This window comes from Geodermatophilus sp. SYSU D00879 (assembly GCF_054050375.1).
The window spans coordinates 13,221-26,674 of record NZ_JBJGZF010000019.1; the positions used below are offsets into that span (position 1 = coordinate 13,221).

General features: G+C 74.4%; 11 protein-coding genes and 1 tRNA gene. 8 read left to right on the plus strand and 4 right to left on the minus strand.

What is annotated here, in order from left to right; translation table 11 throughout:
* Window positions 1-7: 7 nt before the first annotated feature.
* The 4 genes from ACI79B_RS19760 to ACI79B_RS19775 all read left to right on the plus strand — a co-directional run bounded on the left by ACI79B_RS19760 (window position 8) and on the right by ACI79B_RS19775 (window position 4,607).
* Entirely contained in the window at window positions 8-907 is a 900-nt protein-coding gene (locus ACI79B_RS19760) for a carbohydrate ABC transporter permease (protein WP_456929551.1), read from the plus strand.
* Window positions 908-957: 50 nt separating this feature from the next.
* Complete coding sequence (locus ACI79B_RS19765) at window positions 958-2,058, plus strand: ABC transporter ATP-binding protein (protein WP_456929552.1); 1,101 nt, start codon at window positions 958-960, stop codon at window positions 2,056-2,058.
* Between the two features lie 93 nt (window positions 2,059-2,151).
* On the plus strand, window positions 2,152-3,552 hold the full coding sequence (locus ACI79B_RS19770) for a GH1 family beta-glucosidase (RefSeq protein ID WP_456929553.1): 1,401 nt from the start codon (window positions 2,152-2,154) through the stop codon (window positions 3,550-3,552).
* Between the two features lie 23 nt (window positions 3,553-3,575).
* Window positions 3,576-4,607, plus strand: coding sequence for a glycoside hydrolase family 88 protein (locus tag ACI79B_RS19775; protein WP_456929554.1), 1,032 nt, complete (start codon window positions 3,576-3,578; stop codon window positions 4,605-4,607).
* Here the strand turns inward: ACI79B_RS19775 and ACI79B_RS19780 are convergent.
* Window positions 4,526-5,491, minus strand: a complete 966-nt coding sequence (locus tag ACI79B_RS19780) for an FAD-dependent oxidoreductase (RefSeq protein WP_456929555.1) — start codon at window positions 5,489-5,491, stop codon at window positions 4,526-4,528. The genes ACI79B_RS19775 and ACI79B_RS19780 overlap by 82 nt on opposite strands.
* 12 nt (window positions 5,492-5,503) lie before the next feature.
* Window positions 5,504-8,302, minus strand: a complete 2,799-nt coding sequence (aceE, locus tag ACI79B_RS19785) for a pyruvate dehydrogenase (acetyl-transferring), homodimeric type (protein ID WP_456929556.1) — start codon at window positions 8,300-8,302, stop codon at window positions 5,504-5,506.
* Window positions 8,303-8,618: 316 nt separating this feature from the next.
* Between aceE and ACI79B_RS19790 the strand changes: the two genes are divergently transcribed.
* The 3 genes from ACI79B_RS19790 (at window position 8,619) to ACI79B_RS19800 (ending at window position 9,785) form a co-directional block, all read left to right on the plus strand.
* Entirely contained in the window at window positions 8,619-9,044 is a 426-nt protein-coding gene (locus tag ACI79B_RS19790) for a DUF3052 domain-containing protein (RefSeq protein WP_387984824.1), read from the plus strand.
* A 101-nt stretch (window positions 9,045-9,145) separates the two neighbouring features.
* The gene (locus tag ACI79B_RS19795) at window positions 9,146-9,607 is read left to right on the plus strand and encodes a peroxiredoxin (RefSeq protein WP_456929557.1); all 462 of its coding nucleotides are present in this window, start codon (window positions 9,146-9,148) and stop codon (window positions 9,605-9,607) included.
* A 106-nt stretch (window positions 9,608-9,713) separates the two neighbouring features.
* Window positions 9,714-9,785: transfer RNA gene (locus ACI79B_RS19800), tRNA-Val, on the plus strand.
* A 203-nt stretch (window positions 9,786-9,988) separates the two neighbouring features.
* Here ACI79B_RS19800 and ACI79B_RS19805 read toward each other — a convergent pair.
* Window positions 9,989-10,789, minus strand: a complete 801-nt coding sequence (locus tag ACI79B_RS19805; protein WP_456929558.1) for an esterase/lipase family protein — start codon at window positions 10,787-10,789, stop codon at window positions 9,989-9,991.
* A 227-nt stretch (window positions 10,790-11,016) separates the two neighbouring features.
* On the opposite strand from ACI79B_RS19805, the gene ACI79B_RS19810 reads away from it, so the two are divergent.
* Window positions 11,017-11,925, plus strand: a complete 909-nt coding sequence (locus ACI79B_RS19810) for an alpha/beta fold hydrolase (RefSeq protein WP_456929559.1) — start codon at window positions 11,017-11,019, stop codon at window positions 11,923-11,925.
* Here ACI79B_RS19810 and ACI79B_RS19815 read toward each other — a convergent pair.
* Complete coding sequence (locus ACI79B_RS19815) at window positions 11,900-13,435, minus strand: long-chain-fatty-acid--CoA ligase (protein WP_456929560.1); 1,536 nt, start codon at window positions 13,433-13,435, stop codon at window positions 11,900-11,902. The genes ACI79B_RS19810 and ACI79B_RS19815 overlap by 26 nt on opposite strands.
* Window positions 13,436-13,454: the final 19 nt, after the last annotated feature.

Genomic DNA, 13,454 nt, shown 5'->3' on the forward strand with positions numbered 1-13,454 from the left:
AGCCGTCATGACCACCCTCGCCTCCGCACCGGAGCAGGCCGTGTCCGCCCCGGCTCCCGCGCCCACCGGGCACCGCCGCCGCGCCCGGAAGGTGACCTCCGCCGGGCCGGTGACCTACGTGCTGCTCGGGCTCACCGCGCTGCTGTCGGTCTTCCCGCTGTACTGGACGGCGGTCGCGGCGTCGAAGACCAACGCCGAGCTCGCCGGCACCCCGCCGCCGTTCCTCCCGGACGCCGACCTGTTCACCAACATCGGCCGGGCCATGGACGAGGCGCCGATCGGCCTGGCGATCGTCAACTCCGTGGTCGTCGCCGGCTGCATCACCGTGGGCACCGTCCTGTGCAGCACGCTGGCCGGCTTCGCCTTCGCCAAGCTGCGCTTCCGCGGCAACAAGACGCTGCTGGCGCTGGTGGTCGGCACGATGATGGTGCCGACCCAGCTGGCGATCATCCCGCTGTTCATCCTCGTCGCCCAGCTGCAGTGGGTCGACCACCTGCAGGCGGTCGTGCTGCCCACGCTGGTCAGCGCGTTCGGCGTCTTCTTCATGCGGCAGTTCCTGTCCCAAGCGCTGCCCGACGAGCTGCTCGAGGCCGCCCGCGTCGACGGCGCCTCGACGCTGCGGACCTTCTGGTCCGTCGTCGTCCCCGTCGCCCGCCCCGCCATGGCGGTGCTGGCGATGCTGACCTTCCTCACCGCCTGGAACGACTTCTTCTGGCCGATCATCGCCCTCACCACCGAGAACCCGACGGTGCAGGTCGCGCTGGCCGGTCTCGGCGGCGGCTACGTCCCCGACACCGCGGTGATCATGGCCGGCACCCTCGTCGGGACCCTGCCGGTGCTCGTCGTCTTCGTCGTCCTCGGCAAGCAGATCGTCGGCGGCATCATGCAGGGCGCGGTGAAGGGATGAGGCGCCCGTCCGACCGTTCCGTCCCCCGCACCCCGGAAGGCGCCTGAGCCATGGCCACCGTCACCTTCGACTCCGCCACCCGCATCTACCCGAAGGCCGACCGGCCCGCCGTGGACGGCCTGGACCTGGAGATCGGCGACGGCGAGTTCCTCGTCCTCGTCGGCCCGTCGGGCTGCGGCAAGTCCACCTCGCTGCGCATGCTCGCCGGCCTGGAGGAGATCGACGCCGGCAGCATCCGCATCGGCGAGCGCGACGTCACCGACGCCCCGCCCAAGGACCGCGACATCGCGATGGTCTTCCAGAACTACGCGCTCTACCCGCACATGACCGTCGAGCAGAACATGGGCTTCGCGCTGAAGATCGCCGGCGTCCCGAAGGACGAGATCGGCCGGCGGGTGGCCGAGGCGGCGAGGATCCTCGACCTGGAGGACTACCTGCGCCGGCGGCCGAAGGCGCTGTCCGGCGGCCAGCGGCAGCGGGTGGCGATGGGCCGGGCGATCGTGCGCAACCCGCAGGTGTTCCTCATGGACGAGCCGCTGTCCAACCTCGACGCCAAGCTGCGGGTGCAGACGCGCACCCAGATCGCCGCCCTGCAGCGGCGGCTGGCCGTCACCACCGTCTACGTCACCCACGACCAGGTCGAGGCGATGACGATGGGCGACCGCGTGGCGGTGCTGCGCGACGGCGTCCTGCAGCAGTGCGACACGCCCGGCGCCCTGTACGACCGCCCGGCCAACACCTTCGTCGCCGGGTTCATCGGGTCGCCGGCGATGAACGTCGTCACCGGGCCCGCGGTCGACGGCGGCGTCCGGCTCGCCGGCGCGGTGCTGCCGGTGCCGCGGGACCTGCTCGACCGGGCCGCCGCCGGCACCGGGACGGTCACCGTCGGCTTCCGCCCCGAGGCGCTGGAGACCGCGCCCGCCGGCGGGGGCGTGCCCGTGGTGGTCAACGTCGTCGAGCAGCTGGGCTCGGACGCCTACCTCTACGCCACCCTCGGCGCCTCCGACGACGGCGACGTCCTGCACACCGCCGACGTCGTCGTCCGCACCGAGCCGCGCTCGGCCCCGGCGGTGGGGGAGACGGTGCACCTGCGGGTCCGCGAGGGCGGCCTGCACGTCTTCGACCCCGTGACGCAGCAGCGCGTCGGCTGACCCCTACCGTCCTCCCCGTCGGCGGCCCCCGCAGTCGCCGGGCCGCCCCCTGACCTCTGCCTGCTCACCCCTGCCCTGAGGAGCACCCCTGCCGTGACCACCACCGACACCCGCGAGGACGCCCTCGCCGGCCTGACCTTCCCGCCCGGCTTCGTCCTCGGCGCCGCGACCGCCTCGTACCAGATCGAGGGCGCCGTGACCGAGGACGGGCGGGGACCGTCGATCTGGGACACCTACAGCCACACGCCCGGCCGCACGTTCCAGGGCCACACCGGCGACGTCGCCGTCGACCACTACCACCGGTACCGCGACGACGTCGCGCTGATGGCGGGCCTGGGGCTGTCGGCGTACCGGTTCTCGGTGGCCTGGCCGCGGGTGCTGCCCCAGGGCGGCGGCCGGGTCGAGCAGCGCGGGCTGGACTTCTACCGGCGGCTGGTCGACGAGCTGCTCGCCGTCGGGGTGCAGCCCTGGCTGACCCTCTACCACTGGGACCTGCCGCAGGCGCTGCAGGACCGCGGCGGCTGGGCCGACCGGGACACCGCCGAGCGGTTCGCCGACTACGCCGCGGTCGTCGTCGACGCGCTCGGCGACCGGGTGCGGCACTGGTCGACGCTCAACGAGCCGATGTGCAGCGCGCTGCTCGGCCACGTGTCCGGCGCGCACGCCCCCGGCCTGCAGGACCCGGTCGCCGGCGCCCGCGCCACGCACCACCTGCTGCTCGGGCACGGCCTGGCCGCGGCCCGGCTGCGCGCGGCCGGCGTGAGCTCCCTCGGCGTCACGCTGAACTTCACGCCGATGCACCCGGCCAGCCAGGACCCCGCCGACGTCGACGCCGCCCGCCGGCTCGACGGCCAGCAGAACCGGATGTTCCTCGAGCCGGTCGTGCACGGCGCCTACCCGGCCGACGTCGTCGCCGACCTCGAGGCCGCCGGCGCCCCGCTGCCCGTCCGCGACGGCGACCTGGAGACGATCGCGGCGCCGCTGGACTGGCTCGGCGTCAACTACTACTTCGAGCAGACCGTGCGGGCCGGCACCCGCCCCGCGGACAGGCCGCCGACGTCGTTCATCGGCGGCGGGGACGTCGTCGAGCTCGACCCCGAGGGCCCGACGACGACGATGGGGTGGGGGATCAGCCCGCAGGCGTTCACCGACCTGCTGCTGTGGCTCACCGAGCGCGCGCCGGGCCTGCCGCTGGTGGTCACCGAGAACGGCTCGGCCTGGGAGGACGAGGTCGACGCCGAGGGCGCGGTGCACGACCCCGAGCGGGTCGACTTCCTCGCCCGCCACCTCACCGCGATGGCGGCGGCGATGGAGCGCGGCGCCGACGTCCGCGGCTACTTCGCCTGGTCGCTGCTGGACAACTTCGAGTGGGCCCGCGGCTACGCGCAGCGGTTCGGGCTGGTGCACGTCGACTACGCCACCCAGCGGCGCACGGTGAAGGACAGCGGCCGGGCCTACGCCGAGCTGCTGCGCCGGCACCGCGACGAGGCCTGAGGACGGGGGCCCGTGCGAGGGGGATGCGCACGGGCCCCCCGCGGCACCCCGTGCTGAGCGACGACGACCGCCGGCGGGTGCTGGCCGCCCTGCTGGTCTGCCAGCGGCACTCCTGGGACCAGGGCCTGACGGCGGCGGTGCTCGACGACGCCGGCGAGGCGGCGGCGCTGCGTGCCCTGGTCGACGACGCCGTGGCCCGCCAGCTCCCCGACGGCCGGCTGGCCGAGCTCGACCCGGCGTGCAGCGTCAACGGTGGCGTCGTCGGGGAGTACGCGGACCTGCTGGCGCAGCGCCTGGGGGACCGGGCGCTGGCCGCCGCGGCCGCCCGTCAGCGGGACTGGCTGCTGCGCCGGGCGCCGCGCGCCCCCGACGGCACGCTGTTCCACCTGGTCGGCACCCGCGAGGTCTGGGCGGACACGGTGTTCACGGTGGTGCCGCCGCTGGCCGCCGCCGGGTTCGCCGACGTCGCGCTGGCCCAGCTGGACGGGCACCGGGCGCGGCTGCGCCGGCCCGACGGGCTGTGGCGGGCGCGGTGGGACGAGGACGCCGGGCGGCCCTCCGACGACCGCGCCTGGGGCACCGGCAACGGCTGGGTGGCCGCCGCCCTCGCCCGCACGGTGGGCCGGCTGCCGGGGGCGGGACTCGCCGGCGCCGCCCTCGCGGAGGAGGCCCGCGCGCACCTCGACGCCTGCCTGGCGTACCGCCGGTCCGACGGGACGCTCGGCTCCGTCCTCGACGACGACGGCTCGCCGGCGGACACCGCGGTGGCCGCGATGCTGTCCTGGGCCGCGTCGACCGGCGCCGCCGCGGGCTGGCTGCCCGCGTCCTACGCCGCGGCCGGGCGGTCGCTGCTCGCCACGGCCGTCGCGCGCGTGGACGGGCTGGGACGGGTCACCGGCGCCGCGGCCGCGCCCCGGTTCGACCGCCCCGGGCACTCACCCGAGGCGCAGGCCTGGCTGCTGCTGGCCGACGCTCAGACGAGGGCGGCGACCAGGGCGGCGACGTCGGCGGCGCAGCCCCAGGAGAGGGTGACCCCGGCGCCGCCGTGCCCGTAGCAGGCGACGACCGGCCGCCCGCCGACCTCCAGCCGCTCCAGCCGGACGGCGGCCCGGCCCGGCCGCAGCCCGACCGCCCGCGACAGCACCGGCTGCCCCCGCAGCGCGGGCACCAGCGCGCACGCCCGCTCCAGGATCGCGGCCTCCACCCGCGGGTCCGGGTCGCGGCCCGTGGCGCCCTCCACCGCCGTCCCGCCGACGACGACGTCGCGCCCGCGGGGGACGACGTAGGTCAGCCCGGCCGGGCCGTCCTCGTCCAGCACCCACTCGGACAGGCCGGGGTCGGCGAGGCGGACCACCTGGCCCTGCACGGGCACGCAGCTGCCGTCGTCGAGGAGGGGCCCCGACCCCAGGCCGGCGGCCACCACGACGACGTCCCCTGCCACCTCGTCGAGGGACCCGACCCGGCCCGGCACGATCGCCACCCCGGCCGCGGCGCACGCGGCGGCCAGCCAGGGCAGGTACCGGCCGGTGTCGACCACCGGCAGCGTGCAGCGGGTGCCGGCGGGGGCGCCGGGCGGGAGCTCCTCCGGGGCCGCCGGGCGGACCCCGGGCACCCCCGGCGCCCACCACGGGTCGGGCTCGGGGATGCGGTGCACGTACGTGCCCGGGCGGAGCGCCACCCCGGTCGCCGGGTCGGCGGCGAGCCGGGTGAGGACCCCGAGCGAGGCGGCGCCCCACCGCAGGACGGCGTCGGCGGGCGCCACCCGGTAGGGGGACCAGATGGCGGCGGCCACCGCGGAGGTGGTCGCCTCCCACGGGTCGGCGGTGAGCAGCCGGACCCGGTGACCGGCGCGCGCGAGCTCGAGCGCGCAGGTCAGCCCGACCACCCCGCCGCCGACGACGGCCACGTCGCGCGGGCCGCCGTCGGCAGCAGGGGGCACGGGCGCGCTACCTCAGGTCGCCGGGCTCGGGTCGGTCCGCTCCTCGGCGGGCGCGGCCTGGACGTCGCGGATGCGGTACCTCTCCACCGCCTCGCGGACCGTGGACCGGTCCACCTGGCCCTGGTCGGCCAGCGACGCGAGCGTCCGCACGACGATCGACTCGGCGTCGACGTGGAAGTGCCGGCGCAGCGCCGGGCGGGTGTCGGACAGGCCGAACCCGTCGGTGCCCAGCGTCGCCATCCCGCCCGGGACGAAGGGCGCGATCAGGTCGGGGACCGCCCGCATCCAGTCCGACACCGCCACGACCGGGCCGGCGGTGTCCTGCAGCCGCTGGGTCACGTAGGGCACCTGCGGCTCGTCCTCGGGGTGCAGCAGGTTGTGCTCGCTGCACCCGTCGGCCTGCCGGCGCAGCTCGGTCCACGAGGTCACCGACCACACGTCGGCCGCCACGCCCCAGTCCTCGCGCAGCAGCTCCTGCGCCCGCAGCGCCCACGGCACCGCGACGCCCGACGCCAGCACCTGGGCCCGCGGTCCCTCGCCGGAGCCCGGCGCGTACAGGTACATGCCCGCGAGCAGGCCCTGCACGTCCAGGCCCTCGGGCTCGGCCGGCTGGTTGTAGGGCTCGTTGTAGACGGTCAGGTAGTACATGACGTCGGGGCTGCGGTGCCCGCCCAGCGGCGCGCCCGGGTCCTCGCCGTACATGCGCAGCAGCGCGTCCCGGGTGATGTGCCCGACCTCGTAGGAGAACGCCGGGTCGTAGGACACGACCGCCGGGTTGGTGTGCGCCAGCAGCAGCGAGTGGCCGTCCTCGTGCTGCAGGCCCTCGCCGTTGAGCGTCGTCCGGCCGGCGGTGGCGCCGAGGACGAAGCCGCGGGTCATCTGGTCGGCGGCGGCCCAGAACGAGTCGCCGGTCCGCTGGAACCCGAACATCGAGTAGAAGATGTAGATCGGGATCATCGGCTCGCCGTGCGTGGCGTACGAGGTGCCGACGGCGGTGAACGACGCCGTGGAGCCGGCCTCGTTGATGCCCTCGTGCAGGATCTGGCCCTGCTCGGACTCCTTGTAGGCCAGCATCAGCTCGCGGTCGACCGAGGTGTAGCGCTGCCCGCCCGGGTTGTAGATCTTCTGCGACGGGAAGAGGCTGTCCATCCCGAAGGTGCGGGCCTCGTCCGGGATGATCGGCACGAACCGCGGGCCGAGCTCCTTGTCCTTGAGCAGCTCCTTGAGCAGGCGGACGAACGCCATCGTCGTCGCCACCTCCTGCTTGCCCGAGCCGCGGCGCAGGACGTCGAGCGCCTTGTCGTCCGGCGCCTTGAGCGGCTTGAACTCCGAGCGCCGCCGCGGGACCGCCCCGCCCAGGGCCCGGCGCCGCTCGAGCATGTACTGCATCTCGTCGGAGTCCGGGGCCGGCTTGTAGTAGGGCGGCAGGGTCTTGTCGAGCGCCTCGTCGGGGATGGGCAGGTAGAGCCGGTCGCGGAAGGCGGCGAGGTCCTCGGCGGTCAGCTTCTTCATCTGGTGCGTGGAGTTGCGGCCCTCGAAGTGGCTGCCCAGCGTCCAGCCCTTGATGGTCTTGGCGAGGATGACCGTCGGCTGGCCCCTGTGCTCCACCGCCGCCTTGAACGCCGCGTAGACCTTGCGGTAGTCGTGCCCGCCGCGGGAGAGGTCCCAGACCTCCTTGTCGCTCATGTCCTCGACGAGCTTGCGGGTGCGCGGGTCCCGCCCGAAGAAGTGCTCCCGGACGAACGCGCCGTCCTCGGCCTTGTAGGTCTGGTAGTCGCCGTCGGGCGTCTGGTTCATCAGGTTGACCAGCGCGCCGTCGCGGTCGGCGGCCAGCAGCGGGTCCCACTCCCGGCCCCAGATCACCTTGATCACGTTCCAGCCGGCGCCGCGGAAGAACGACTCCAGCTCCTGGATGACCTTGCCGTTGCCCCGCACCGGGCCGTCGAGCCGCTGCAGGTTGCAGTTGACGACGAAGGTGAGGTTGTCCAGCTCCTCGCGGGCGGCCAGGCCGATCAGGCCCAGCGACTCCGGCTCGTCCATCTCGCCGTCGCCGAGGAACGCCCACACGTGCTGGTCGGAGGTGTCCTTGACGCCGCGGGCGTGCAGGTACCGGTTGAACCGGGCCTGGTAGATCGCGTTCATCGGACCCAGGCCCATGGAGACGCTGGGGAACTCCCAGAAGTCCGGCATCAGCCGCGGGTGCGGGTAGCTGGACAGGCCGCCGCCGGGGTGGCTGACCTCCTGCCGGAACCCGTCGAGCTGCTGCTCGGTGAGCCGGCCCTCGAGGAAGGCGCGGGCGTAGATGCCGGGGGAGGCGTGGCCCTGGAACCAGATCTGGTCGCCGCCGCCGGGGTGGTCCTTGCCGCGGAAGAAGTGGTTGAAGCCCACCTCGTACAGCGACGCCGACGACGCGTAGGAGGAGATGTGCCCGCCGACGCCGATGCCCGGCCGCTGCGCGCGGTGCACCATGATCGCCGCGTTCCACCGGATGTAGGCGCGGATGCGCCGCTCGACGTGCTCGTCGCCGGGGAAGTAGGGCTCCCGCTCGGGCGGGATCGTGTTGATGTAGTCGGTGCTGCGGAGGGACGGGACGCCCACCTGCTGCTCACGGCTGCGCTGCAACAACTTGAGCATGAGGTAGCGGGCGCGCCCGCGGCCTGCGTGCTCGACGACGCTGTCGAGCGACTCCACCCACTCCTGGGTCTCGTCGGGGTCGGTGTCGACCAGCTGGCTCGGGAGCCCGTCGGTGATGACCGCGCGGGGCTGTCCGGCGTCGCGGGTGGGGTCTCCACCCTGCTGCGGTGCGCTCATGCCCCCATCGTCGCGCGCCGGGATGGTCCGCGTCACGCAGGACCTCCCGGCCAGCGGTGCGCACGGCGTCCCGGGCGCGTCGCCGTCGACCGCTTGCGTGTGACCAGGCATGCCCTACGCTCCTGCCCACGCGGACCGACACCGTCGGCAGCCGCGCGTCCGGGCACGAGAGGGGTGACATGACCAGGCTGCGGGTGTCCTCCCCGCCGGTCGTGTCCGCCGTCGGCCCCCGTCCACCCCACGCGCCCGTCAGCCGGCGCCTCGTGCCCGCCGGTGCCACACCGGCGGTTCGTGATCTCTCGGAGGAACAGCAGGGATGAGCGTCGACTCGGGCAGCGCCGGCATGGCGGCCCGGCTGGGCATCAAGCCGGGCATGGTCGTGCAGGAGCTCGGCTGGGACGAGGACGCCGACGAGGACCTGCGCGACTCCATCGTCGAGGTCTCGGGCAGCGAGATGGTCGACGAGGACACCGACGAGGTCGCCGACGTCGTGGTCCTGTGGTGGCGGGAGGACGACGGCGACCTGTTCGACGCCCTCACCGACGCGCTCACCTCGCTCGCCGACGAGGGCGTCGTGTGGCTGCTGGTGCCCAAGTCCGGGCGGCCGGGCCACGTCGAGCCGGGCGACGTCACCGAGGTGGCGCCCACCGCCGGGCTCGCGCAGACCAGCAGCATCTCGGCCGCCAAGGACTGGTCGGGGATCCGGCTGGTCACCCCGAAGGCCGCGCGCAGCCGCCGCTAGACGAAGGACCCCCTCGCCCCCCACGCCTCGCTCCGCTCGGCGCGGGCCCCTGCGAGGGGGCCGTTCCAGTGGGTCACCGGGGTTGCGGCACGATCGGGCGCATGAGCCTCTCCGTCGGTGACGCCGCGCCCGAGTTCAGCCTCCCCGACCAGGACCGCCAGGTCGTCTCGCTCGCCGAGCTGCGCGGGACACCGGTCCTCGTCGTCTTCTACCCCTTCGCCTTCTCCGGGATCTGCACCGGGGAGCTGTGCCAGCTCCGCGACGAGCTGACCACCTACACCGACGCCGGCGTGGAGGTCGTGGCGATCAGCACCGACCCGGTGTTCAGCCTCAAGGCGTTCAAGGCCCAGGAGGGCCTGGACTTCCCGCTGCTGTCGGACTTCTGGCCGCACGGCGCCACCGCGCAGGCCTACGGGGTGTTCAACGAGAAGGCCGGCATGGCCGTGCGCGGCACCTTCCTCGTCGACGCCGAGGGCACCATCGCCTTCGCCGAGGTCAACCAGCCCGGCGACGCGCGCGAGCAGTCCGGCTGGAAGGACGCGGTCGCCGAGATCGCGGCCTGAGGCCCGGGTCCGGGACCCACCGCCCGGGATCGGCCCCCTGCAGGGTCCCGCCGCGAGCCTGCGAGTGGCGGGGGGCAGAGGGTCCTCTGTCTACCCTGGGCGGGCGGGGCGCGTAGCTCAGCGGGAGAGCTCTCGCCTTACAAGCGAGCGGTCGCCGGTTCGATCCCGGCCGCGCCCACCTCCGCACCACGCACGCCCGGCGCCTCCCGGCGTCGAGTGGCCGGCTGTCAGGGTCACGGGCATCGGGAGACCCCGGCACCTGACCGGTCGCGGTCGGCGAGGGCGCCCGTCGTCGACCTGCGGCTGTCTCAGGCGTAGCGAGACAGCCGCAGGTCGACGAGCGGCGGTGTCGAGGTGAGTCGGTGTCGAGGTGCGGCGGCGTCAGGCCGCGGCGGCCGGGCGGTAGGGCACCTCGGGGACGTCGGGCCGCGGGAACGCCGGGCGCAGGGTGAGCGGCGGGCGGAACGGCCGCCACGTGCCCTCCCGCTGCGCGAGCCGGTCGGCGACGGCGTAGAGGACCGCCGGGTTGTGGCCCATGCCCAGGTGGCTGGCGTACACGGCGACGTTCTCGGCGTGCGGCGAGAGCCGGTCCAGGCACGCCTTCCAGGCGACGATGCCGTCCTGGTGCGAGTAGATCGACGTCGACGGCACCGGCAGCGGCGTCGACTCGCTCTCCAGCGGCAGCGTCCGCTTCTCCACGTGCAGGTGCGAGTAGCGCTCGAACACCTTGTGCGCGCGGGTCTGGCTGTCCCGCTGCAGGCCGAACGGGCTGCCGAGGGTGATCACCTGGCGTACCGCGTCCGGCGTCTTGCGGGCGAGGTCGCGGGCGAAGATGCCGCCCAGACTCTGGCCGATGAGGCTGACCGGGCGGCCGTAGCGGTCGCTGAGGTCCTCGATGCGGCGGCTCATGCCCTCCACGCACTCCTGCGTCGGGCCGATGTTGCGCCCGAGCCGCCAGCCGTGGACGCGGTAGCCCAGCCGCCGCAGCGTGCGGCGCAGCGTCGCCGTCGACATGTCGTCGGCCATGAGGCCGGGCAGCACGAGGACGGGATGACCGTCTCCGGTGGGTAGTCGCGGCATCAGCGGGCGGGCCGCCAGGTAGAGACCGTAGTCGGCCATCGCACGGCTGACCTCGGTCAGGTACAGCGGCAGGCCGGGCCCCTCGTTGGGCTGTCGCGACACGTCGTCCTCCTCGCCGGCGGCCCTCACCGCCTCGCCCGGGCCGGTACCCACCATGGAGGACCGGTCACACCTGACTGCGACGACTCGCTGGGACCAGTGTGGCCCTGATCACACGCGTCGCAGGGGTCCCAGGTGCTCGACCAGGGCACTTTCCCGTGCCGGAATGACTGCCGGACGGCGACCCTCGGGGGCGCCGCCGGCACGCGCACCAGAGGGGGACCGTCGGGGTGGACGAGGCACCGGGGACCAGCAGGACCGTCGACCTGGGCGGCCCGGTGCACGTCGTGGACTACGGCGGGGCCGACGACGGACCGGCGGTGGTGCTGGTGCACGGGCTGGGCGGGTCGCACGGCAACTGGGACATGCTCGCGCCGCTGCTGACGCCGTCGGCCCGGGTGTGGGCGCTGGACCTGCCCGGCTTCGGCCGCAGCGAGCCGGGGGAGCGCCGCGCGACCGTGCCGGCCAACGTCGCGGTCCTGCAGCGCTTCCTGCGCGAGGTCGTGGGCGAGCCGGCGGTGCTGGTCGGCAACTCGATGGGCGGGATGGTCTCGCTGTTCACCGCCGCGGCCGCCCCGGACCTGGTGCGGGGCCTGGTGCTGCTCGACCCCGCGCTGCCCGGCGGCCGGCGTCGGCTGGACCCGCTCGTGGCGGGCACCTTCGCCCTCTACGCCCTGCCCCGCGTCGGGGAGCGGTTCCTCGCGCTGCGGCGGGCCCGCTCGGCGCCGCTGACCCGGGTGCGGTCGATGCTGCAGCTGGTCGGCGTCGACCCCGACGAGTTGCCCACCCCGGTCGTGGACCGCGCGGTCAGGCAGCTCGAGCAGCGCGAGGACGTCGCCGGGATGGACCGCGCCTTCCTCACCGCGGCCCGCTCGCTGCTGCGGATCCTGGCCGACCCGCGCCGCTACCGGTCGGCCATGGCGCGGGTGGCCGCGCCGGTGCTGCTGGTGCACGGCGACCGCGACCGGCTGGTGCCCGTCGACGCCGCCCGCGAGGTGGCGCGTGCGCACCCCGGCTGGCGGTACGAGGAGCTGGCCGGGGTCGGGCACGTGCCGCAGCTGCAGGTGCCCGACCGCCTGGCCGGCCTGGTGCTCTCCTGGGTCGGCGAGACCGTCAGCGGGCCCGCAGTTCGGTCTTGAGGACCTTGCCGCTCGGGCCCTTGGGCAGCTCGTCGATGACGACGACCTCGCGCGGGTACTTGTAGGCGGCCAGCCGCTCCTTGCAGAACGCGATCACCTCGTCCGGCTCGGCCGAGGTGCCCGAGCGCAGGCTGACGTAGGCCACGACCTCCTCGCCGAGCCGCTCGTCGGGCCGCCCGATGACGGCGGCCTCCATGACGGCGGGGTGGGAGTGCAGGACCTCCTCGATCTCGCGCGGGTACACGTTGAAGCCGCCGCGGATGACGAGGTCCTTCTTGCGGTCCACGATGAAGACGAACCCGTCCTCGTCCACGTAGCCGAGGTCGCCGGTGTGGAACCAGCCGCCGCGCATCGCCTCGGCGGTGGCCTCGGGGCGCCCGAGGTAGCCCTTCATGACGTTGTGCCCGCGCAGCACGATCTCGCCGACGTTGTCCGCGCCAGGAGGCAGCGGCCGGTCCTCGTTGTCGACGATCCGCACCTCGCAGCCCCACATGCGCTTGCCGATCGACAGGACCCGCCGCTCCTCGGCGCTGCGGTTGAACGTCGCGAGCGCGCAGGTCTCCGACAGCCCGTAGCCCTCGAGGATCGGCGCCCCGCCGTAGGCCGCCTCGAAGCCCTTGATCACCTCGCCGGGGATGGCCGCGCCGCCGGAGACGCAGATCCGCAGCGCGGAGACGTCGCGGCCGGTGAGGTCGGCGTGCATGAGCGCCACGTACATCGTCGGGACGCCGCAGAACACCGTGACCCGGTGCTGCTCCATCGCGTCGAGCACGGCGCCGACGTCGAACCGCGGCACCAGCGACAGCGTCGCGCCGGAGCGGATCGCGCAGTTCATGACGCTGGACAGGCCGAAGACGTGGAACAGCGGCAGCACGGCCATGGCGACGTCGTCGTCGCGGTAGGCGAAGGTCTCGGCGGCGACGCTGGCCGCCATGTAGGTCCCGAAGTGGGTGAGCTCGGCGCCCTTGGGCTTGCCGGTGGTGCCGCTGGTGTAGATGACCACCGCGGTGTCGTCGGGGGACATCTGCTCGACGTCGGTGAGGTCCGCCCCCTCGCCGGCGGCGACCAGCGCGTCGAACGGCGTGGTGTCCGGCGGGGCGTCCGGGCCGCCGGGCGCGGGCACGACGTACACGCGGACGTCGTCACCGGCACCGGCGGCGCCCTTGACCGCCTCCTCGGCGAAGGTGCCGAAGGTGATCAGCACCTTGGCGCCGCTGTCGGAGAGGTGGTAGCTGACCTCGGGGGCCTTGAGCAGCGGGTTGAGCGGCACCACCGTCATCCCGGCCTTGAGCGCGCCGAAGTAGGCGAGCAGGAACTGCGGCACGTTGGGCAGCTGCAGGGCCACGCTGTCGCCCCGCCGCAGCCCGGCCTCGCGCAGCCCGGCCGCGACCTGGGCCGAGAGCTGGTCGACCTGGCCGTAGGTCAGGGTGAGCGGGCCGAGCCGCAGCAACGGCTTGTCCGGCTGCGCGGCGGCGGACTCACGCAGGATGGTGGCGAGGTTGAAGGTCATGGGCTCTCCTGGGCTGGGA